This window comes from Bacillus sp. UNCCL81 (assembly GCF_900112535.1).
Taxonomy (GTDB): Bacteria; Bacillota; Bacilli; order Bacillales; family Bacillaceae_G; genus Gottfriedia; species Gottfriedia luciferensis_B.
In genome coordinates, this window is record NZ_FOMF01000019.1 from 25,191 (window position 1) to 49,110 (window position 23,920).

13 protein-coding genes are annotated in these 23,920 nt (G+C 35.8%); 10 read left to right on the forward strand and 3 right to left on the reverse strand.

The features are described 5' to 3' along the window. The first annotated feature begins 27 nt into the window (after window positions 1–27). The 6 genes from BM319_RS23180 to BM319_RS23205 all read left to right on the forward strand — a co-directional run bounded on the left by BM319_RS23180 (window position 28) and on the right by BM319_RS23205 (window position 11,336). Window positions 28–4,173 (forward strand): S8 family serine peptidase, encoded by a 4,146-nt coding sequence (locus BM319_RS23180; protein WP_091024895.1) that lies wholly within the window; start codon window positions 28–30, stop codon window positions 4,171–4,173. A 147-nt stretch (window positions 4,174–4,320) separates the two neighbouring features. Continuing rightward, window positions 4,321–5,568 (forward strand): helix-turn-helix domain-containing protein, encoded by a 1,248-nt coding sequence (locus BM319_RS23185; protein WP_091024897.1) that lies wholly within the window; start codon window positions 4,321–4,323, stop codon window positions 5,566–5,568. Window positions 5,569–5,857: 289 nt separating this feature from the next. After that, the gene (locus BM319_RS23190; RefSeq protein ID WP_091024900.1) at window positions 5,858–6,826 is read left to right on the forward strand and encodes a 2-keto-3-deoxygluconate permease; all 969 of its coding nucleotides are present in this window, start codon (window positions 5,858–5,860) and stop codon (window positions 6,824–6,826) included. A gap of 224 nt (window positions 6,827–7,050) precedes the next feature. Continuing rightward, window positions 7,051–8,760 carry an NAD-dependent malic enzyme gene (locus tag BM319_RS23195; RefSeq protein ID WP_091024902.1) on the forward strand — a complete coding sequence of 570 codons (1,710 nt, stop codon included), beginning with the start codon at window positions 7,051–7,053 and terminating at the stop codon, window positions 8,758–8,760. A 270-nt stretch (window positions 8,761–9,030) separates the two neighbouring features. Further along, window positions 9,031–10,632: a DcuS/MalK family sensor histidine kinase gene (gene dcuS, locus BM319_RS23200; protein WP_069033034.1), complete on the forward strand. Its 1,602-nt coding sequence runs from the start codon at window positions 9,031–9,033 to the stop codon at window positions 10,630–10,632. Next, window positions 10,629–11,336 (forward strand): response regulator, encoded by a 708-nt coding sequence (locus BM319_RS23205; RefSeq protein ID WP_069033035.1) that lies wholly within the window; start codon window positions 10,629–10,631, stop codon window positions 11,334–11,336. Before dcuS ends, BM319_RS23205 begins: the two co-directional genes overlap by 4 nt. Window positions 11,337–11,756: 420 nt before the next feature. Here the strand turns inward: BM319_RS23205 and BM319_RS23210 are convergent, their stop codons facing one another. Together BM319_RS23210 and BM319_RS23215 are read right to left on the reverse strand one after the other, a co-directional pair. Then, window positions 11,757–12,233 carry a GyrI-like domain-containing protein gene (locus tag BM319_RS23210; RefSeq protein WP_091024904.1) on the reverse strand — a complete coding sequence of 159 codons (477 nt, stop codon included), beginning with the start codon at window positions 12,231–12,233 and terminating at the stop codon, window positions 11,757–11,759. Between the two features lie 58 nt (window positions 12,234–12,291). Beyond that, window positions 12,292–12,771, reverse strand: coding sequence for a hypothetical protein (locus BM319_RS23215; protein WP_091024906.1), 480 nt, complete (start codon window positions 12,769–12,771; stop codon window positions 12,292–12,294). A 270-nt stretch (window positions 12,772–13,041) separates the two neighbouring features. On the opposite strand from BM319_RS23215, the gene BM319_RS23220 reads away from it, so the two are divergent. Continuing rightward, complete coding sequence (locus BM319_RS23220) at window positions 13,042–14,010, forward strand: helix-turn-helix transcriptional regulator (RefSeq protein ID WP_069033038.1); 969 nt, start codon at window positions 13,042–13,044, stop codon at window positions 14,008–14,010. 199 nt (window positions 14,011–14,209) lie between these two features. On the opposite strand, the gene BM319_RS23225 is transcribed toward BM319_RS23220, so the two are convergent. Further along, complete coding sequence (locus tag BM319_RS23225; protein WP_069033039.1) at window positions 14,210–16,258, reverse strand: sigma 54-interacting transcriptional regulator; 2,049 nt, start codon at window positions 16,256–16,258, stop codon at window positions 14,210–14,212. A gap of 322 nt (window positions 16,259–16,580) precedes the next feature. Between BM319_RS23225 and BM319_RS23230 the strand changes: the two genes are divergently transcribed. From BM319_RS23230 to BM319_RS23240, 3 genes are all read left to right on the forward strand, one after another. Continuing rightward, entirely contained in the window at window positions 16,581–17,339 is a 759-nt protein-coding gene (locus BM319_RS23230) for a gamma-glutamyl-gamma-aminobutyrate hydrolase family protein (protein WP_069033040.1), read from the forward strand. Window positions 17,340–17,485: 146 nt separating this feature from the next. Beyond that, window positions 17,486–18,916, forward strand: coding sequence for a YfcC family protein (locus BM319_RS23235; RefSeq protein WP_069033041.1), 1,431 nt, complete (start codon window positions 17,486–17,488; stop codon window positions 18,914–18,916). Between the two features lie 518 nt (window positions 18,917–19,434). Beyond that, window positions 19,435–23,562: a S8 family serine peptidase gene (locus BM319_RS23240; protein ID WP_091024908.1), complete on the forward strand. Its 4,128-nt coding sequence runs from the start codon at window positions 19,435–19,437 to the stop codon at window positions 23,560–23,562. Window positions 23,563–23,920: the final 358 nt, after the last annotated feature.

The window sequence follows — 23,920 nt, forward strand, 5'->3', positions numbered from 1 at the left end:
GATAAAAATGGGGGTAAAGGAAAGATTATGGGAAAACTTGCACCAAAAAGTAAGATGTCAAAAAGCTTTGCTGCAATTGCCTTATCATCAAGTGTTGTTTTAGCTCCACTCGGACATGTAACAAACGTTACAAAAGCTGAAAGCCTTTCAAAAGCCGAATCGATTTTAGCTAATTTAAGTCCGGCACAAAGACAAGCACTAGAAAAACTTTCGACAAATGATCAATCTGGTTTATTTTTAGATGAAAATGTGAACCTAGAAAGTTCTAGTAAAGTGTCTGTAATTGTTCAATTTAAAAATAAACCTCAAAAAGCAGCTATATTAGAAGCTGCAGTAAAGGGCGAGACCTTATCTAATGAGCAAGCAAAAGCGAATGTTGAGTTAGATCATTCAACATTTAAAAACGATTTAGAAGCTAATTTTAAAACAAAGTCAGATGGAAGCTTTAAAATCAAACGTCAATATAAAAATGCATTTAATGGTGTAGCACTAGAAGTACCTGCAAATAAAGTAAAGGATTTATTAAAATCAGATGCAGTTCAAGCGATATACAGTGATTCAACTGTTAAAGTAGAAGAGCCAACAAGTGAAGCACAGCCTTCAAAAGAAGGTCAAGGACAAGGAATGGCCGCAGAACGATCTTATTTAAAGATCGACAAGCTACATGATGAAGGATATACAGGTAAAGGAGTTAAAGTAGCAGTACTTGATACGGGTGTTGATTATAATCATCCAGATATTAAAGATGCATTCAAAGGTGGATACGATTTCGTTGATAACGATAATGATCCAATGGAAACAACATATGCTGATTGGATTAAAGCAGGTAAGCCGGGCGGAAGTACTGGGGCTGCTTCATATGTAACGGAACATGGTACTCACGTTTCTGGAACAATTGTAGGACAAGGGAAAAATAATAGTAACTATGCAACAACTGGAATAGCACCAGATGCAGATTTATATGTGTATCGAGTTCTTGGCCCAGGTGGAAGTGGTACTACTGAGAACATTATTGCTGCGATTGATCAAGCTGTAGCTGATGGAATGGATGTAATGAATCTTTCACTAGGTGCGAACTATAATGACCCGTTATTCCCAGAAGCAATTGCAATTAATAATGCAGTATTAAGCGGAGTGACAGCTGTGGTAGCTGCAGGAAATTCCGGCAATGGAATGTATACGGTCGGATCGCCTGGTGGAGCAGCATTAGCTTTAACAGTAGGAGCAAGTGATGTACCTTCACAAATTCCAACTATGAAGGGTCATCTTGATACAGCCAATTCCGACATACGTTTATTAGCAAAAAACTTTAGTGATGATATTTCAACTTTATTAAGCAATACTTACGACATTGTCAATATTCCTGGAATTGGACAAGCAAGCAATTATAATAATCTAAATGTAACCGGTAAAGTGGTACTCGTTGCGCGTGGAACAAGTACAATTAACGATAAAATATTACAAGCTAAATTAAAAGGTGCTGCAGCAATTCTTATTTACAATAACAATCCAGATGAAGGATATTTGCCTTACTACTTAGGTGAGGGTACTGATTTTATCCCATCTTTTAATTTAACAAATGCTGATGGGCTTGCACTACAGCAAAAAATTACATCAGGTAATACAAAGTTTTCATTTAGTGATTTAGGACAGTTATCAACAAAAGGTGATAACTTAGCTGATTTTAGCTCTAGAGGACCTACTCGAGTAAATTATGAAATAAAACCTGAAATTACAGCTCCGGGTGTAAGTGTTTTATCAACGGTACCTGGCTTTATTCATAGTCCAAACGATCCAACCAACTACCAATATGCATATGAACGTATGTCAGGTACGTCGATGGCAACACCTTTCACGACAGGCGTTGCTACCTTATTAAAACAAGCAAATCCAGATTTACAACCTGAAGATATTAAATCGATTTTAATGAATACAGCAGATTCGTTAAGTCAGCCTTACTCCGTATTTGAAGAAGGCGCAGGTCGCATTAATCCTTATAACGCAATTCATTCTACAATTGAAATAAAAGTAAAAGAAAGTACACCTACAATTATTAATGGAGAAGTGGAACAAATTAATATTGATACTGGTGCACTTAGCTTCGGGAATAAGGCTTACAATGGATTTGATCTTTCAGATACTCGTACAGTAACACTGCTGAATAGAGGAGAAAAAACAAAAACGTTTAATATTCAAGTAAATTATCAATCAAATATACGAGGTTCGAAAGTTGCCGTAGCAAATGGAGTTACCGTTCAAGCGCCTACATCTGTTACATTAAAAGGGGTTAGCCAAAAGAAACTAAATATAGCGTTAAATATACCTAAAACGGCAGATAAAGGAATTTACGAAGGTTATGTTGTCTTTACAAATAAAGATAATCCAATAGAAACTTATCGAATTCCATTTGGTGTGCATTATGTTGAACAAGGATTCCAAAGCTTGAACCTTAGTCGTCAATCAATTTCAACTGATCGCAATAATCTATCTGCACCATTATATTCGCCTTACTTAACGGCTAATTTTACGTTAAAATCGCACATGAGATATATTTACGCGGTACTAACTGATGCGACAACTGGTGAGGACTTAGGAATTTCAAATGCATTCGATGGAGTAGCCTATAATGAAGGTGTTCAATATAATATTCAACCGTTTATGGGATACTATTATCCATTTACAACCGATTCAAGTAGTCCTTTTGACAATAAACCAGTTAAAGCAAAAGAAGGTCACTACAAAATGAAATTGATTGGTTATGATGATAATGATAAAGCTTTTACGATTGCACAAGATTTATTCGTTGATAATACAATGCCAAATCAATTTGATGTCCAAGTACAAGGTGAAAAACCTGGTAATCCATTTATTGAATATAAGCCAGAACAAAAAACAATTCCTATTACAGCTTCAATTAATGATAAAATTGTCGATCAAATGAAAGCAATTGGTTTAAAGGCTGATCAATCTCAAAACTATATTGGTTATTATTACAATAGTTTTTATCTTACAGGTAAGCTTTCACTTGATGAAAATGGAAAAGCAAAAGATGAAATTGCGATGCAACCAAATTTATCAGTTTTAAATGTTCGTTTTGCTGGAGTAGATCAAGCAACAAATTTCAACGGAATGAAGCAATATCTATTTGTTAAAGAAGGTACACCTTATGTTTACGGACAAGCAAATGTCGCGACAAGATTAAATCAAGTAAATGCTCAAGTTGGGGACAAAATTACAGTAACTTTAACGGCAAATAATCTAGCGAAATTACAGAAAGCTAATTATAATTTTACGACGAGTACGTTAGATACAAATATTGTCAATATTGCTTTAAACCCTGAAGCAAAAAAACTTGGTGGGCAATTAAATGTAACGACAACAAATCTTTCAAGTACAACAGTTAAATCAAATGTAGATGTGACATTTGATGGTACACAAGATGTATCTGGCGATATTCCAATGGTTGATGTAACGATTAAAATACCAGAATTAAATGATGTGTATAATTATTCTAGTTTTTATAGTGTTAATTCAACATTTACAAGTGTAGATAATGTAGTGACAAAACCACTTACAGCTATTGTACCAATCAATATTTTATCAAATACCTCAAGTGTCATTGGTTATATTCATCCTGAGAGTTTCAATAATGCAGACGGAACATTAAAATATATCGATTATACGAAACTTGGTGCAAATGTAACAGTGGTAGATAGTAAAGGAAAAAAATACACTGGTACAATGGATTCAAGAGGTCAGTTTACGATCGGTGGTTTACCAGTAACGAAGGATGCATTTACAGTTGTTACGGATATTCCTGGACACTTTACAACTTATGGAAAATTTGATACTGCATATAACACAATCGATGGATTCATCTATGGTTATAAATTGAGACTAGGAACTGAAACAGTAGATACTGCAACAGCTGGAGATATAAATAAAGATAATGTGATCGATATTAATGATGCTCTAGCTATTGAAACGTACTGGGGAACGAACAAACGCTCAGCAGACATCAATTTTGATGGAACAGTTGATGCGAAAGATTTTGCTTATGTAGAAAAGAACTATTTATTGCAAAATACAGCTGTTGATAACGCTCCAAAACCAGCTAAAAAATATAAGGGGAAAACATTAGCAGATATCAAAATTGAGTTAGGAATTCAATAATTTATAAATTTTACTTCAAGGCATAAAGCACGCTTTTAACATAAGCGTGCTTTTATTCTAATTAGATAGTATGGCAAGATTTAGAGATTGAACATCATGGTTAAAGCTGATTTTATTATTTCTAAAAGATAACTTGGGGGAGAAGTAATGTTTGAAAGAGAAATCATTAAATATTATAGGAAGGAAAAAGGATTTAGCCAGGATGAGCTTTGCGAAGGGATTTGCTCAAAATCTCATTTAAGTAGAATTGAAAGTGGGAGAGTTAGTTTATCTTCTAAGATTTTAGCCTTATTATCAGAACGATTAGGGATTGATATAAACGAAAAGCTTAATTCGTATCATATGATTGAAAATTACTTAGAAGAGTTAAAGAATGCATTAATTATGCACAACTCAAATAAAGTCGACGAGATTATACAAAAATTAGAACAGATCCCATTTATCTCATCATCTCAATACGTAGTAAGAAATCTTTTAATATTAGCTAGATATTATCTTTGGAAAAATAATTTAAAGCAATCACTAAAAATAATAAATTCTGTTGAGAGAAAGTATAGTGAAAATCTGTCTGAATATGAAAAAAACTTTCTGTTACATATTAAAGCAATCTATTATTTAAGCATATATAGGTCAACGACGAGTGTAGATTTACGAGCTGCGGTAGGGATTTTAAATCAAATAAATCTTAAAGAATATAAAAATAAGGAAGTTTACTATCATTTTGCACTAGCCTATCATTATGCAGGAGAGAATCTATTAGTCTATATAAATGCGAAAAAAGCACTACATTATTTTAATGCTACTCATAATTATGTACAGTCTATAAATGCACAAATCCTTATTTTAATTCAATATGAAAAGGAACAAGAAATGAGTTTTGTAAAGATTGTTGAAAAATATAAGGACTTAATCTGGAATTGTGACAGTGTTGGGGCAAGTAATCAAAAAGCGATATTATTAAATAATTTAGGTATAAGTTATTTTAAAAGAGGAGATTTTGAAAATGCTGCGCATTACATTGAACGATCACTTCAATTAACAGATAAGACATCAGTTTATTATTTAAGGAGATATTATAATTATACTGAGACTTGTTTGGAGGGTAGGTTATTACCTAAAGATGAACTTTTAGAGCTTACTAATGAAGGAATAAAATTAGCAGAAAAAAATAATAGTTCAATTCATATTACTTTATTTAAACTTTTAAAACTGTGTTGTGAAAATAACCAAATTCAATATTATCAATACTTAAATGATATAGCAATTCCACAATTTAAATTAACAAATAATATTTCATACTATAATCAATATGGAAAAAAATTATATAAGCATTTAATTGCTAATAAACAATATAAGAAAGCTATTGAATTAGAATGTGAATTTCGATCATTATGATTTACCGGGTGGGGAATTATTCATGTGGTCAATAAACACCTAATAAAAAACTTTTTGTAAGCAGTTATTGAAACTGCTTACTTTTTTTATTTACAAAAAGGATTATTAAACTTTCATAAACTATGAAAATAGTTTTTATCGAAATATGATAGACAGGTAACTAAACATAGGGAGATTAAAACATAGAACATCATGCAAGAAAAATGGAACCGCTTTCTACTAGTATTTGAACAATTGATAAAATAATGGATTCATTCTAGATTATAAAACTATTTTAGGAGGGTTAAAAATGCAAATTCCAATTAAGAAAACGCTTGATAAAATTCCAGGTGGTCTAATGGTTGTTCCACTTTTTCTAGGAGTATTAACGAATACCTTTTTCCCGCAATTTTTACAAATTGGAAGTTTTACAACGGCATTATTTAGTAAAGAGGCATCATCTACAATTTTGGCATGTTTTATGTTTTTAATTGGTTCACAAATTAATTTCAAATTAGCACCAAAGGCATTAAAAAAAGGTGCAATATTATTAACAGGAAAATTTATAGTGGGTGCAGGTATAGGTTTAACTGTAGCGATGCTTTTTGGGCCAGCCGGAATTTTAGGATTATCACCATTAGCTATCCTTGCAGCATTATTAAATGCTAATGGTGGATTATATGCATCTCTTGCTTCATCATATGGTGACGAAACCGATGTAGGTGCATATGCTTTATTTTCTTTAAAAGATGGCCCATTTTTTACATTAGTTGCATTAGGTGCATCTGGCCTAGCCACAATTCCTTTTCAAACTCTTATAGGAGTATTAATTCCAATCGTAATAGGAATGATTTTAGGAAATATTGATTCTGATATGAGAAAGTTCCTTGGAAGCAGTAAATTATTATTAATCCCATTCTTCTCATTCCCATTAGGTGCGGGAATGAATCTTTCAACTATTATAAAAGCAGGAGGTCCTGGCATATTACTAGGATTAATAGCTGCATTCACTGGAATTGGAGCTTATGTACTATTAAAGTTATTTAAAGAAAATCCGATCGTTGGTTTAGCAACAGGGTCAACTGCAGGGAATGCTGTAGCTACACCAGCTGTTGTTGCAGCAGCAGATCCAACCTTAGCTGCCATAGCACCAGGAGCTACTGCGCAAGTTGCAGCAGCATGTGTAATATCAGCAATAGTTTGCCCTATTATTGTTAATTATGTATTTAAAATGTCCGAAAAGAAAAAAGCTAATAAATCAATTGCAAGAGCATCATGACAATAAAATAAAAATTTACTGTAATCCTGGCAACCATGCTTCCGAAGCTTTAAGCCAATTTGAAAAAGAAACAAAGAAAAAGCAGTTAGCGGTTTCACTTTCTGCTTTTTTTAGTTACAAAAAAGGGTTTTTAGTTAAAGAAATAGTATGATAAGGAAAATTTTATTAACATGGTTTCGATATTGTCTAAAATTGCTAATTTAAGATAGAAGGAAGGAAACACCATGAATGTACTTGAGCGTGTACCTGAGAATGTTATTATAACTACAATAAAAGGAAAAGAAGTTCTCTCCAATCCTTTTTTGAATAAAGGAACAGCTTTTACGAAAGAGGAAAGGGAAGAACTTGGGCTTGAAGGTCTGTTACCTCCACAAGTAATAACCCTTGATGAACAAGTTAATAGGGTTTATGAACAATATTCGATGCGGACGACCAATCTATTCAAAAACGGGCTGCTTTATGATTTATATAATCGTAATGTTGTCTTGTTTTACCGCCTTTTGAAAGAACACCTGGCAGAAATGCTCCCAATCATCTACACTCCAACTGTCGGCGATGCAATCCAGTCATACTCCCATAGATACCGACGTTCAGATGGCTTATATCTTTCGATCGATAATCCTGAGGGAATAGAAAAGGCATTTTATAATCTTGGGAAATCAAAAAATGGTGTTGATTTAATTGTCGTGACCGATTCTGAAAGCATTCTTGGTATTGGGGACCAAGGGATAGGCGGTATTAATATAGCGATTGGTAAACTTGCCGTGTACACGGCTGCAGCTGGTATTGATCCAAACCGTGTTCTACCAATCGTGTTGGATGTTGGCACGAACAATCAGGCTTTGATTGCAGATCCTATGTATATCGGCAACAAATTCGCACGTGTCCGAGGTAATCGTTATGATCAATTCATTGATTTATTCGTTCAGACTGCTAGGGATTTCTTTCCAGAAGTTCTCATTCACTGGGAGGACCTTGGCAACGTTAATGCGCGAAATATCTTGGACAAATATGGTGACAAAATTCTAACCTTCAACGATGACATTCAGGGGACAGGTGCCGTTACCCTTGCTGCTATTATGTCTGCTTTGAAAGTAACAGGAGAATCCTTGAAGGACCAGCGCATTGTTGTCTTTGGACCAGGAGCTGCTGGCATCGGTAACGCAGACCAAATGGCAGATGTCATGGTTCTAGAAGGATCGACCAGAGAAGAAGCCTTTGATCGTTTCTGGGCTGTAGACTATCGGGGTCTATTAACAGATGAAACACCAGATGTTCTGCACTTCCAGAAGCCTTATGCAAGAAAGGTGGATGAAGTTAAGGATTGGGATAAGAATGAGGAAGGGATCATTTCATTAATGGAAGTAGTTCAAAGGGTGAAGCCAACAATCCTGATTGGTACTTCAGGACAAGCCGACGCATTCACTGAAGAAATTATTAAAGAAATGGCCAAGCACGTTGACCGACCTATCATCTTGCCAATGTCTAATCCGACTGCATTGACTGAAGCAGTGCCGGAAAACCTGATTAAGTGGACCGATGGTAAGGCTCTAATTGCAACAGGTAGCCCGTTTGCCAATGTAGAATACAAAGGTGTTTCCTATGAAATTGGACAGTCAAATAATGCATTTGTATTTCCTGGCCTAGGTTTGGGGGCGATTATTGCAAAAGCTGAAGTGATCTCAAAAGGAATGTTTGCAGCTGCTGCTTATGCGGTTGCAAGTATGTCTGACACTAGTAAACCTGGAGCATCCCTGCTGCCATCCATTGAAAAGCTACATGAAGTCTCAAAATACGTAGCCGTTGAAGTAGCCTATGCAGCTATACACGAAGGAATTGCAAGAGCAGATATTCAAGATGTTGAAAATGCGATTGAAGATGCTATGTGGAAAGCTGAGTATAAAGAAATTAAGAGTATTCCTTTAGAAGTATAGAAGTCAAGGGATAGCAAAATAAAGTTAGTCCTTATTAATAAAACAGAGCCTAAATACTGAAAAAAATAAAGATGGAGCAATTGTTTTACGTTGACTCCATCTTTATTTCTTTACCACCTTGCTTAACCAAATCGTGGCGGGTGAAATTTTACTAATAAGTTGATTTAATATAGAGACTGCAAAGCTCTTCAAGAGAGCGTTGCGGTCTCTTAGTATGTAATGGATAAACCTTATTCATACTATCATTAAGCAGATAACCTGGAGGAGATTATGAAAAAGGGCAGATATAGTTTACAAGCCATCATCATTATTTTTGTATGCCTTGTTGTCGCTTTGTCACTAGGTATAACCGATTTGCTAATCAGTAAGAGAATTACTTCCAGTGTGGAAGAGACACAGAAAGAAAAGGTACTCAATATTGCAAAAATCGTGTCTCTTAACCCGCAAGTAATTGGGTCTCTTGAGGGGAAAACAAATTCGACAGAAATAGAAGCTTTTGCTAATCAAATAAAAGATTTAACGCATGTTAACTTTGTTGTTGTCATGGATATGAAAGGAATCCGGCTTTCCCATCCGGATCCCAGTGAAGTTGGAAAGAGATTTAGGGGAGGAGATGAAGGACCAGTCCTTCGAGGGAAAGAGTATGTATCTATCTCAAAGGGGATTCTCGGGCCCTCCATGCGGGCATTTACACCAATAATGAATTCAAATGGAAAACAAATCGGCGCTGTTGCGGTTGGGATTTCTTTGGAAAACGTAACGAAGGCTGTACATAAAGGTCGGATGGGGATGATGATTGGGACAATAATCGGAATATTAATCGGGGTAACCGGTGCGGTGGGCTTAGCCAGGTTTATCAAAAAAATCTTATTGGGCCTCGAGCCGTTCGCTATAGCTAAGCTACTTGAAGAGCGGAGTTCCATGCTCCAGTCGGTGCGTGAGGGAATTATAGCCATTGACCAAGAAGGAAAAATTACCCTTGTAAACAGGGCTGCACAAAAGCTTTTTAAAAAAGCCGGCCTAAAAGGGAATCCAAAAGGACTCAAAATAGAAGATTATTTACCTGAGACCCGCTTAACCCGTATTTTGCAGTCTGGAGAAACCGAGGTTGATCAGGAACAGGATCTGCATGGGGTTACTATTTTGGTAAACAGGGTGCCAGTAGTGGTGGATAATCAACCGGTTGGAGCAATCGCTACATTCCGTGATAAAACGGAAGTTCAGTTATTGGCCGAACAGCTCACAGGGGTGCGTAATTATGCGGATGCCCTTCGTGCCCATGCCCATGAATTCATGAATAAGATGCATGTTATTCTTGGCCTAGTCCGTACCGAACAATACGACACACTTGCGAACTATGTGAGTGAAACGGTTAACCATCGGGAAATGGAAATGGGTTTTGTAACAAAGAATGTCCTGGATCCGGTTCTAGCTGGATTTTTGATTGGCAAGCTAAGCTTTGCAAGAGAATCAGGTGCATCACTATCATTTGATTGCACAAACAAGATCCCCCAGCCTGTGAATCCGGAAATCACTCAAGAACTCATAACGATTATTGGAAACCTTGTCGATAATGCAATGGAAGCGATCGCGAACAGTCCTGTCAAAAAAGTTGATTTAAAGCTTGACTACGCAGAGGATATTTTAACAATCGAGGTTAAGGATACAGGTATGGGAATGACAAAAGCAATACAAAATAAAATATTCGATAAAGGCTTCTCCACGAAAGGAGATAACCGTGGGGTCGGACTATATCTTTTAGCTCAGGGTATTGAAAGACTTGAAGGGGACCTAATCATTTCTTCTAAGCCGGGAAAGGGAACGAATTTTGCGGTTTATATACCTTATAAAGCAGAGGATGAAAAGGCATGATCAATGTAATGATTGTAGAAGACGACCCTATGGTGGCGGAAATCAATAAACAATACCTTTCTAAGATTGATGGTTTCCGTTTAACTAAAATAGCCAATTCAGTCGATGATGCGATCCTTGTGCTTAGAAAGCAAGATATACACCTTATACTTCTGGATATTTTTATGCCGGGCAAACATGGGTTAGAGTTATTGACGTACCTCCGGAAAAATGAACTTGAAGTTGATGTAATTATTATTTCAGCAGCTTCTGATCTAGAGCGAATCAAAACGGCATTAAGGTATGGGGTTGTCGATTATTTAATAAAGCCTTTTGAATTTGAAAGGTTCAATGCTGCTCTTGTTAGCTATCAGCAAAAGACCCGGTTTACCGATAAACTGGAAACAGTCAGCCAACAAGAGCTCGATAATTATCTTTTACACAGGGATGAAACTACAATAATTGAAGAGCTGCCAAAAGGGTTAACTAAGGATACTTTAAAGCAAATATGGGAAGCAGTTCAGGAATTGAAGGAGGTGCCGTTTTCCACCGAAGAAGTGGCAAATGTTGTAGGCATTTCAAGGGTATCAGCGAGAAAGTATATGAACTTCTTAAAGGATTTAGGAATCCTTAATGTAAAGGTTATATATGGAACCATCGGAAGACCAGTTTACCAGCATGAATATAACCAAATTAACGAGTACTTAATAAAAAACTTTCTGTAAGTGTTTATACCGGAATTAAGTGTAGAAGCCAGTGGTTGTAATCGCTTATTTATAATTTACTTAAGTAATAGCAAATAGATTAAATAGAAAATGGTAGCGTGGGTGCTTAAACCAACGCTACCATTTTACAGATTAACAATAATTTTACAAGAGAGTTGTCTTAGCCATGAACAAGCCTACTTTTCGGACAATCTCTTTTTGTTTCTATTTTTCGTACTAGCCAAATACATAAACATATGGAATTTTTCTTCTATTACATACATGATAATCCCAAAAAAGGTCCTGTCCCAGTAAATCCAGATGGTACATTCACAGCCACAGTACTCAGATAGAAGAATCGAAATTAACTAATAAAGAGCCCCGAAAAATCGAGGCTTTGATAACAAATTGAATAAATCCTTTTTTACATGATTTTTCTTATTATTTTTTAACCACAGGTACCCAAAATTCGCCGTAGAAAGTGCCGTCGCCGTTATCTTTGCGATAAGTCGCGTTTGGACCACCAACGTACGCATAGTCAGTGACTTGTGTCAAGACTTCGCCAAAAGCACGGTATGTTAGCTGATCAAACAAAGTTTCCTTATCGCCATTTCCTGCGACCACGATGTACTCGCTCTCTGGAAATTCGATGATGCGTGTTGCGTCAGACACTGATTTACCAGCTTCTACTGCAAAATAATTCCAAGGTTTTCCTTGATAAACTTCGTTGACTGACCATTCGCGATCGTCTTTTGCTGCGTCTTTGAGCTTATCAAAACGTCCGTCAGCCTTAAGAACACTCCAAAACTCAGCTTTTTCCTTTTGCATAGCTTGCATGTCTTGGAAATTCGACTGGATTGAAAAACCATAAGCGGTCAATGTGAACGATTTTTTATGTTCAAGTGTGTAATTTTCCATGTGAGTACTCCTTTTTTTTCAGATCTTGTTTTTTTAATTTTGACAAAGTTAGCAGAGTTTAGCCTTCTACTTTTTTTACACGAAGCCACATTTCGCCGTAGAATTCACCGTTTTCAGCGGATTTGACGAATGTTGAGTTACCAGGTCCAACGTATTTGTAGTCTGTGATTTCTTGCAACATGCCGCTGAAAACCTTGCCTGTGATTTCGTCAGCAAGGCGATTTTTGTCAGTGCTTGTGCCAGGCACGACGAGATAGTCTCCAGCAAGGAAGTCGAGGACGACCGCGCCTTCCACGTCGAACTCACCCATCACGCCAAATCCGCGCCAAGCCTTGTGTTCGATAGCATAGTTGATTTGATATTCTTGCCCGTCAGCAAGCGCGAGAAGTTCAGCTAGCTTGCCATTTTCAGTAATTTCGGCTTTTTTCGCTGCAGTTTTTGCAGCATTACCTGCCCAGTCATTGTAGTCTTCAAGCGAAACACCGAAAGCAGTCATTTTGTAGTTTTCTGTGATTGTTTTGATTGAGTATTTAGACATTATATTCTCTCCTTTGTGGATTTATTTTTTACAAGATTGATTCTAATAGCCAAATGTATCAAAAAATGATACTGTTTTTCGAAGATCAAATAAATAAAGTTTTACTAACTTTTCCCTTTACATATTTTTTTAGAGAGCTGATCAGCACAAGCTGCTTTGCTGATTGAACTATTAAGTATTTTTGATTTTTGTTCATTTTACATTTTCAATAATTAATGTAAATCTGTTATTACTGTTATTTATTTGATACATTTTTGATACAATAAAAATATGAAGAAAATAGAACGAGTAAACCTGATCATGCGTTACATAAATAATCGCGCACATTTTACGATTGCTGAAATTCAGCGAGAGTTCAAGATATCCCGCGCAACGGCGATCCGCGACATTAACGAGATTCAGTCTATGGGATTTCCACTGACGTCCGAGATTGGTCGTGGTGGTGGCTACTTTGTCATACAAAATCAGTATCTGCCCGCAACCCGCTTCACGGCAGAAGAGCTGAAGGCGATGTTTATCAGCTTTATCGCCTCGAAAAATTCGCAGCTGCCTTATCTGCAAAATCGCCGCTCAATCACTGAAAAACTCATCGGCATCGCGTCCCAAACCCAGCAAGACGAGTTGATCGAGCTGAATAATATTTTGCTTTTTGAAAATACAAATCCTGCCAATCCGAATCTTTTGGAGCTCGATGATGCTGCGCCTGAAGAGCTGAACCAATTGATTTCTCTTGCAGTACGGGATAAACATTTACGCGTGACTTATGAGATGACTCCTGGCTGGCCGCAGTTGATGGACGTTTTTTTACTACACATTTTTAACTCGAACGCTCAGTGGCTGGTTGAGGTTTATGATTTTGATTCGGATGAGTTTCATTATTTACCTGTTGATATGCTGCGGGATTCGGCAATTTCTGAGAAGGAGATGAAATGGTCTGAGCAAGAGATTTTAAACAAAAAACGGCTTTTTGCACGTGAGTCTAATCTTGTAGTAAAACTTGATACGACCGGTATTCAGCGCTTTAAACGTATGCACCCGCCGGGAATTGTTTTGTCATTAACTGGGATGTTTCAGTCGAGTGGGATTTTCAATGTACAGTTGGATGTAACCGATGTTGAGGCGCTAGAGTATTATGCGGATTGGCTTTTGTTTTTGGGGAAAGGGGTCGAGTTTGAGAGGATTCCTAATGAGCTGCGGGTGATTTTGGAAGAGCGTTTAGTCAATTTACGATTTCCTTGAGTTTTATCTTAGATATTTAAAATGGGAGTACGATATAAACTTTCATTCACTGTTGTGAATCTGAGGATTCATGGATGGCTAACGCATGCATATGTTACATAAAACTTGGGAGCTGATGATTAGCTCCCCGTTATTTTGTGTAAATGAAAACCCTAAGCTAGGCAAAAACCTTAGATTGTATTACACCGATGATCAGTAATCAAAGATTTCGTTCTCTGTTTGTGTTTAGAATCTCCTTAGCCTTGCTTGTTAGATTAATTCCTGCCCTACCTCTATTTGTTTGCAAATATCCTCTAATTTTTAGGGAATTCAACCGGTGTCTAACCTGTGCTTCAGATAAGTTCATTTCGACTTCTTGACTCTTCTCAGAAATAATCCTTCTTCCGATGATCTTTCCATTTTCCTCATAATTCATGATGAGGTTAAGGATGAAAAGTGATTCTTCATCAAGAGTGGTTGAACCTGAATAAAAGGACGGTATACTCTTGATTGTGTAGCTATTTGTATTCCTATGAGGAGATTTTTGAAAAAAATGTTGATTAGGCAAATCATTTTTCGTTATTTGGTTTCCAGTACGGACTGCAAGCATGTAATCTATGGTATTTTTAAGTTCTCTTACATTTCCATACCATGGATAAGCTTGAAGTTCTTCAATTAATTCATGTTCAATTTTGACTTTACGGTCCGATAGCGCAACAAAATGTTTAGCCAATAATTCAACGTCATTTTGACGAACCCTTAATTCGGGAAGGTGTATAAAGAGTACCTTAAGCCTATGGTATAAGTCTTCTCTGAAAACATTTTCTTGAATCATTTTCAATAGATTCTTATTGGTTGCTGCAATAATCCGAACGTCAATGGGGATGATTTGACTTCCACCAACACGCATGATTTCTTTTTCCTGCAATACTCGAAGTAGTCGTGCTTGAAGTTTGAGACTAATATCTCCAATCTCATCCAAAAAAATAGTGCCACCATTTGCTTGCTCAAACAATCCTATTTTTCCGCCCTTTTTTGCTCCTGTAAAAGCTCCGTCCGCATAACCGAATAGTTCACTCTCAACTAAATCATCCGATAAAGCACTAAAGTTAACGGCAAGAAAAGGGCCGCTATTTCGAAAAGAAGCATTATGAATGGCACTTGCAAACAACTCTTTTCCTGTACCACTTTCACCTTCAATTAAAACCGTTAAATCATTCTTAGCTAACCTTTTGGCAATCTGTTTCGTTTCTTGGATGGAAGAGCTAATTCCGACGATATCAGGAAAGTTGTATTTTGCTATGTATCCTTTTTTAACAAATTCTTTTCTTAATTTACGTTCATATCCAATGGTCTTGAGGGCATTTCTAAAAGTTACAATAATTGATTGATCATTTATATGCAGACGTTCTACGATCACATCTAATCCGTTTACAACAAATATACCGCTTTCTTGTTGACTATTTGAAAGGATAAAAGTTAACAAATCAATATTATCAATAATGGAATGAATAGGATGACCAATAGCATGTTTGTTTTCTATTTTTAGCATATTTTCCAAGAATTCATTAAAAACAACAATCTTTCCTTTATTATCAATAGCTAGTATTCCGTCACCAACACTATCAATTACTTGATGAAGTTGTCGATGAGCTTTCGCTAGATTCTTCGTCAAATCTACTATTTTTCGATAATACCTTTCAGAAACATGGTTACCGTATTCCTCCATTAAATGGAATCGCTCCAAAATGGACATAATCGTTGTAATATCTATTAATCTATGACCTATATTAATCACTTTTTCTACAAAGTTGGGGATAATTTTAAGTTCGCCAGGTGTGATTGCAAGCTTAATCATTTGTATGTTAGTTTTTCCTGGATAGTAAGGGATATATTCAATATGGTTTAGTCCTAATTGACGCATGGTTTCAATCGATTCATATACTGTTTCAGGATTATCATTCACATACAGGGCTTGTGTTCCTTCTGGCAAAAATAAAAGTTGATCTACGTTTTCATAATTTAATGTCCGTTTTGCAATGATTACCTCGCAATTCTTCCCAATATAGTCTTTGACCGTTTCTATCGTAAATTTATTAGGTAAAACGATTAATGTAGAATGAAATACTTTTGGAATACTTTCTTCTACAGAAAAACTTTCAATCTCTATGAGGTCACTTAACATCTCTGCTAGTTGTTGATGCAGTGCTTTTCGTGTTTCTTTTAAAACGGTAATCAATACAATGTGATTGTTTTCAAATTCGGTCATAGAACACCTCTTTAGTTGAATTTTATTGGTCTAAAGTTGGTTGAATAATTTGGTTATTAAATAACCAAATAATAACCAATTATAATCCAAATCAACATGGCAAGCACTGGGAAAACAACGAAATATTTAAAAAAATGTAAATAATTATTTACATTTTAATGTTGGCACGACACTTGCTTATATAAATAGCGTGTAAAGAATTAATGAAATTTGTAGAGTAGTAATCCACCTATTCAATTCTTTATCATTTGTTAGAAAAAGGAGGAAGGTAAGAAGATAAAATCACTCAGTGAAAAACAACAAATAGATGAGGTGAGAGGAAATGAAACCACTAATTGGCGTTACCGGATATTATGTTGACCATAGTGAGATAGGAAAGGAAGGCTTACGTGGATTACCAGGTCAAGATATGGCAATCTTTTCTTATGACTATATCCGTTCGCTTCAACGGGCGGGTGCTACGGTTGTACTACTTCCAATTGAAGAAGCTGATCAAATCGATTCCACACTTAACCAATTAGATGGGTTATTATTGGCTGGTGGGGCGGATATCAATCCACTTTATTATGGTGATTTACCCAAAGCGTATTTAGGCACAGTAGAGGAAGAACGAGATAACTTTGAATTAAACCTGGCAAGAAAAGCTTTAGAAAAAGATATGCCTATTCTAGGAATCTGTCGAGGATTACAAGTGTTGAATGTTGCATCTGGTGGGACTCTATATCAAGACTTAGAACATGAGATGGGCCCTGAATATTTCCATGTTCGGGAACAGTTTCGTAAATGGCAAGGCTCCCATTCTATTAATGTTCTTGAAGGGAAAAAAATTTATGAGGCTATTGGCCAAAAATCCTTAATGGTTAATTCTTTTCATCATCAAGCAGTCAAAACGTTGGGAAGAGATTTTGAAGTGAGTGCTTGGTCGTTTGATGGTGTAATAGAGGCAATCGAATCCAAAGCTCATCATTATGTAACAGCTGTCCAATGGCATCCAGAAATGATGTCGGAAAGGGATATTCTACAGCAGCGTTTATTTAATCACTTTGTTAATGTAACTAGTAAAAAGGTGGTTAAATCTTAGAGTGCCATGAGAAATAGGATCGATGGCATTCAGTTACCTCTTAAAGATATAAAGAGTTATTCGTAATATGAGAGTCTGGTATGCTTTCGCAGACGAGGTAACCAGACTATCTGTTGCCAAAAATTTATTGAAAAGGGGATCGGAATATGAGTCAACTGTCAGGAAAAGTAATTTTAGCTGAGTCAGGAGAAAAAAAGGAAAAAAGAGAATGGAAAATAAACGTATTTGCACTGTTACTTGTCTTTTTAGTCATTTCAACCATAATTACACATATAATGCCAGCTGGAGAATATGCACATATTGAAAAAAATGGGCATACAACGGTAAATCCAGATTCATTCAGATGGATTGCATCAGCACCGCTTGGATTTTTTGATATGGTAAAAGCTATTCCTACAGGGATGGTAGAAGCAGCTAATATTATCTTTTTTGTGCTTATTATTGGAGGGTTTTTTGGTGTATTAAAGGCATCAGGTACGGTTGAGGCTCTTGTTTCAACCATGGCAAAAAATCTCGCTAACCGTGAAAAGCTGATGATTCCTATTATAATGCTTTTCTTTGCACTTGGAGGATCCTTAATGGGGATGGCTGAAGAAAGTTTGGCTTATGTACCTCTGTTTATTCCATTGGCTCTTGCACTTGGTTTTGATACGATAACAGGAACTGCGATGGTATTGGTAGGGGCGTCCGTCGGATTTACAACCGCAATTATGAATCCGTTTACAGTGGGGATGGCCCAAGGGATTGCAGGTCTTCCTATGTATTCTGGGATGGGTTTCCGCCTCGTATTATTCGTAGTCATGTATCTTATTGCTGTTACATTTGTCTATCGTCATGCTATGAAAGTAAAGAAAAATCCATCAACTGGAGTTTTTGGAAAATTCGATACAAATAAATCAGACAATCTATTAACAGCGAATGTAGAGCTAACAACAAGACATAAGTGGATTTTAACAGCATTTTTTATTAATTATGTTATTCTTGTTTTCGGTGTTATTAAGTATGAATGGTATATAACAGAAATTGCATCCTTATTTATTATCTTAACGATAGTAATTGCAATCCTTGGCAAGATATCTATTGAAGATACTGTAGAATCTTTTACACAGGGATCGGCATCTTTAGTCAGCGGAGCTTTAATTATTGGTGTATCGCGCGCCATTCTGGTCGTATTGAATCAAGGTCATATTATAGATCCCCTACTTCACCAAGTATCGGAAGGAATGAAACATATTCCTGCATTTTTAAGTGTTGTCGGAATGTACAACTTCCAAGCGGCTATCCATTTCATATTATCATCAGGTAGTGGTCATGCGATGTTGACAATGCCTATTATGGCACCGCTTGCAGATTTATTACATATTACACGCCAAACAACAGTATTATCCTTTTCATTTGCGGATGGTATTGGAAATATTATATTTCCGACAGGTGGAACGCTAATGGCTGGGTTGGCAATTGCAGGAATTTCCTGGACAAGGTGGGCAAAGTGGATTCTCCCTTTGATTTTAATTGAATACACAATCGGTTTAATAGCGGTTATAATTGCTCATCTTATCAATTATGGTCCATTCTGAGATCGGAAGGATCGTTCTATGTTTTTTGTATTTTAAGCATAGGAAATTTGTAGTTAATTTATGAGGAGACAATCGTTTTAAGAGATCATCTATATGGATGCTCTCTTTTTTTTATGTAATATTAATCGATTTTTTAATTGATTAATGTAATGTCCTATTGGAATGATATCTTTCAATAGTTTTTTTTGTTTATGAAAGTATAAATTGGAGAGAGAAAATTTAATTCCAAGTGGTGCCAAGTTTTAGGAATTAAGTATAAGTCAAACTACGTCTTTGTTTTCGCTTTAACGGCCGCTAGTAGGTTTGATTAAAACTACTATGTTGCTCAATATTTTTAGGGAATATAGTCGAAAATCGTAATATTTTTATAGTACTTGCGATAATAAAGGGTTAAAATAACCCATTTGACCGAAAAGTGAATTTTCTGAATAATTATAGAAAGAAATTAAATGATCGTTAAACAGATCGTAGCCATCATTTAATTTTAGTGGCAATAATTAATTACTAGGAGGAAGAAAATGGGGAAATCGGTACAAAGAAGTAAGATTGTAAAAAGCATGACTGTTTTAGCTTTATCGTCTAGTTTTCTTTTAGCTTCATTTGGTAATGTAACGAATGTATCAAAAGCTGTTAGCTCTACAAACGTTGAGGACATGCTCGCTAAGTTAACACCAACACAAAGGGCTGCTTTAAATCAACTTTCAACGAATGAATCTACAGGTCTTAAAATTTCTTCTGATAAGGATTTAAATACTACAGAGCAAGCTAATGTCATAGTTGAGTTTGTACATAAGCCTGCAAAAGTTGCTCAAATTGAAGCTAGTTTAGAAGGGCAGCAATTATCTGCAACTGAGGCTACACAATTAGTTGATCAAGATCATAATACCTTTCAAGAAGATGTAGACCAAATATTAACAGATGAAAATAATTCAAAAGTAAACTATAAGATTAATCGTATTTATGAACATTCTTTTAACGGTGTTTCGATTAGCTTACCAGCAAACCAAATTAAGAATCTATTAAAATCGAAGGCTGTAAAAAATGTATGGAGTGATGAGACGTTTTCAATTAATCCACCTAATCTAAAGGAACAAAGTGAACAATTGAAAGCAGACGAATTTAACATCGAAAACTATTCACCTTATGATGGATTAGATCGTTTACATGCTGAAGGCTATACAGGGAAAGGCATTAAGATAGGAATTCTTGATACAGGTATTGATTATAACCACCCAGATTTAAAAGATGCCTATAAAGGTGGCTATGATTTCGTTGATAATGATAATGACCCGATGGAAGCTACATATGCTGATTGGAAAAAATCAGGAAAACCTGAAATCTCGGGATCAAATACATTTTATACAGAACATGGTACACATGTTGCAGGAATAATCGGCAGTCGAGGTGTTGCTGATACTGAATATAAAACTGTTGGAGCAGCGCCAGAGGCAGATATTTATTCATACAGGGTTCTTGGACCATATGGATCTGGAAAAGGTGCTGACATTATAGCAGCACTAGATAAGGCAGTAAGTGACGGGATGGATATCATTAATATGTCACTAGGTGCAACAATAAATGACCCGCTTTTTGCGACTTCGGTAGCTGTAAACAATGCTGTTCTAAGTGGCGTTACGACTGTAGTTGCCGCTGGTAATAGTGGAAATGGAATGTATACACTTGGCTCTCCAGGATCATCAGCATTAGCATTAACAGTTGGTGCATCAACTAGTGCAATAGATCTTTTCCAGTTTTCAGGTTTTCAAAATAGTAAAAAATATACTATTAGAGAATTAGCCAGAAACTATACAGACGATCTAACAGCATTAAAAGGAAAAACGTTTAATCTAGTTGATGTTGGTTTAGGAAAAGGCGTTGATTATAACGGAAAAGATGTAAAAGGAAAAATTGCTTTTATTCAAAGAGGTGATACTTCTTTTATTGATAAAATCAAACTAGCGAAGGCTAAAGGTGCTGTTGCAGTAATAATTTATAATAATGACGTCAACAAAGCTGAAGGGATCATACAAGGGTATGTCGGTGAATCTCTATTAGCCATTCCTACATTTTCGATGTCAAATGAAGATGGCCTAGCAATCTCAAATGCGATTAAACAAGGAAGTTCTGACTTTACTTTTGGTGATTATACGAAATTTAAAACACCTGAGGATGAACTAACATCATTTAGTTCAAGAGGACCATCTCGCATAAATTATGACATAAAGCCAGAAGTAACGGCGCCAGGTGCAGCAATTCTTTCGACTGTTCCATTTTATGTAAATAATAAAACAGGAGATGGATCAAAACCGGAAGATTATAAAATTGCATATGAACGCCTATCTGGAACATCAATGGCGACTCCGTATGTTGCAGGAGTGTCAGCACTATTACTACAATCAAATAAAAATCTACAGCCAGCAGATATAAAATCTATATTGATGAATACGGCTGATCCTTTAAAGAAGGATTATAGTGTATTTGAAGTTGGTAGCGGAAGAGTAGACGCATATGAAGCAATTCACTCAAACGTAGAATTAAATGTGGTAGATAGTACGCCAACAATTATTGATGGAAAAGAAAAATCAATCAAAGAATTAACAGGTGCGATGAGTTTTGGGTCATTTAGTTTCAAAAACGAAGAAATTGCGGCGAACCGACAAATTATACTAAAAAATAGTAGTGAACAAGTGAAGACATTTAGTATTGATGTTAAATATCAAACTGGATTAAGAGGTTCTAAAGATGCAAACTTAAATGATGTTACCTTAACTAGTCCTTCCTCAGTAACTCTAGATGGAAGTAGTCAAAAACCGATTAACTTTCATTTGAAAATACCTGCAAATGCCGAAAAAGGAATTTATGAAGGGTATATCGTCTTTACGAATGATGCAGATCAAACAGAACAGTATCAAATACCATTCGGTGTTCACTATGTAAAAGAAGGATTTAATTCAGCGGCTACATACAATAAGATGATGACATCAGATTATACTAATTATTACCCATTACTTGAATTTAACGCAGGTGCAACCTTTAATTTAAGTTCTAGTATGGAAACAATCGATTTCGTTTTACTTGATAGTGAAACAGATGAAGAAATCGGTTATTTAGGACAAATCCCTGCATCGCAATTGGATGAAAATACTGATTACTATGTCACTGGTGTCTTTACCGGATACTATAATCCTTTCACTAATGACCCGAAAAACCCAGTATCACCTACAAGTGTAAAAGTACCTTATGGGCCAGCACATTATAAGATAAAAATGATCGGTACTAATAGAGATGGTAAAACATTTTCGATGACGGACCATGTAATGGTTGATATTACTGGTCCTACTTTTACAACAGATTTAGAAGAAGGCGTTATCGAGGTTAAACCTGGTACAACATCTTATCCAATTAAAGGTACAGTTTTTGATAAAACCCAAGATGATTATCGTACGCAAGGTATTTCTATTGATCAATCGGGTAATTTTGTGATGATAAAAAATAATAATACTACCTTTTCAAATGGTTTCAATGTTGATGCAAAAGGAAATTTTGCATATAATATCCCGATTGACCCTTCTGCTAAAAGCGTAAATGTTGAACTTGCAGGATATAATTCAGCTAAGATTGGTACAAGAAACAAATATTTTACATTTATTCCAGAAGGCACTCCACTTGTTTATGGAAGTGTTGATCAAAAAATTGTAAATGCAGGTGAAAATGTAAAGGTGAACCTAACAGCATATAACGTTACTGATGCAAAAAAAATAGCTAGTAGCCTTTCATTTTCAAATAATCAATTAGAATTTGTAGATGTAAAGCTTAATCCAGCAATTGAAAAATTTGGTTCAGCGAAACTCACATCTAATTCAGCTCCATCAGGATTGAATACAAATGTAAATGTCAATATAGAGATGACTAACGGAAAAGTGACAGGTGATGTACCATTTGCAGAAGTAACGTTAAAAGTAAAAGATAATACTTATAATTTTTATTCGCCTTTTAAATCATCTTCTGCATCTTATATAAATGAATCTAACCAATCAATTGCAATGAATTCAACAATACCACCAATTTGGTTCAAACCAACTTATTCAAAAATTTCAGGAAGTATTGGAATTCCAGTCTCATTGCAAAAAGAAGGTAAGAGTTCATGGAGGGTAGCCCCTTCGCAGATTGGTGCAGTTCTATCAGTAAAGGATCAAAACGGTAACATCTACCCAGGAGTTATTAATCAATTTGGCCAAGTATCCGTGGATAAATTACCAAAAACACTCGATGAAATGGTCGTATCACTCGATATTCCTGGCCATTTCACAATATATGAACCTTTCCATGTGGGCTTCCTAGATGATGAAGGCGTACTAACTGCTCATTGGAATCCTGAAATAAATTTTAATGCTGCAATTCCTGGAGACGTTAATAAAGATAATGTCATTGATTTGAAGGACGCCTTAGCAATCCAAACTAATTGGGGAACTGACAGTCGCAGTGCAGACATTAATTTTGATAAAATCGTAGACGCAAAAGACTTTGCATTCATCGAAAAGAATTACTTAATGCAAAATCCAACGGTGGAAAACGCTCCAAAACCTCTAGAAAAATATAAATCAAAATCACTTGAGGATATTAAGAAAGAGCTAGGGTTGAATTAATTTTTCTAATGGAAAAGACGACTGTTATTAAGTCGTCTTTTTCACGCTTTGAAAAACAACTTTGTCAATTAAATTACCAAATTTTCGTAAAAGGAGTAGGTGATGTTGATTTCCATTACAGGATGCTCGCTTTCCATGGGGCGGGATTCTTTAGCCTCCTCGGCAAGCCTGCGGGGTCTTTAGCCTTCCCGCTAATCCCATAGGAGTCGAGCACCCCTCCATTCCAATCAACTTTTTCATCAAAAAAAGTATACACTAAATCCTAATCAAATAGCCTTTACTTAGAGTAATCTAGCAGTTTTTATTAATCAGTTTGTAGTTCAATTAATATCGAACATTAAACTAAATTAGTCAAATG

Bases quoted from the DNA above. Each gene is read 5' to 3' on its own strand.
- BM319_RS23180 (WP_091024895.1), top strand. From the start codon at position 28: ATGGGAAAACTTGCACCAAAAAGTAAGATGTCAAAAAGCTTTGCTGCA.
- BM319_RS23185 (WP_091024897.1), top strand. From the start codon at position 4,321: ATGTTTGAAAGAGAAATCATTAAATATTATAGGAAGGAAAAAGGATTT.
- BM319_RS23190 (WP_091024900.1), top strand. From the start codon at position 5,858: ATGCAAATTCCAATTAAGAAAACGCTTGATAAAATTCCAGGTGGTCTA.
- BM319_RS23195 (WP_091024902.1), top strand. From the start codon at position 7,051: ATGAATGTACTTGAGCGTGTACCTGAGAATGTTATTATAACTACAATA.
- dcuS (WP_069033034.1), top strand. From the start codon at position 9,031: ATGAAAAAGGGCAGATATAGTTTACAAGCCATCATCATTATTTTTGTA.
- BM319_RS23205 (WP_069033035.1), top strand. From the start codon at position 10,629: ATGATCAATGTAATGATTGTAGAAGACGACCCTATGGTGGCGGAAATC.
- BM319_RS23210 (WP_091024904.1), bottom strand. From the start codon at position 12,233: ATGGAAAATTACACACTTGAACATAAAAAATCGTTCACATTGACCGCT.
- BM319_RS23215 (WP_091024906.1), bottom strand. From the start codon at position 12,771: ATGTCTAAATACTCAATCAAAACAATCACAGAAAACTACAAAATGACT.
- BM319_RS23220 (WP_069033038.1), top strand. From the start codon at position 13,042: ATGAAGAAAATAGAACGAGTAAACCTGATCATGCGTTACATAAATAAT.
- BM319_RS23225 (WP_069033039.1), bottom strand. From the start codon at position 16,258: ATGACCGAATTTGAAAACAATCACATTGTATTGATTACCGTTTTAAAA.
- BM319_RS23230 (WP_069033040.1), top strand. From the start codon at position 16,581: ATGAAACCACTAATTGGCGTTACCGGATATTATGTTGACCATAGTGAG.
- BM319_RS23235 (WP_069033041.1), top strand. From the start codon at position 17,486: ATGAGTCAACTGTCAGGAAAAGTAATTTTAGCTGAGTCAGGAGAAAAA.
- BM319_RS23240 (WP_091024908.1), top strand. From the start codon at position 19,435: ATGGGGAAATCGGTACAAAGAAGTAAGATTGTAAAAAGCATGACTGTT.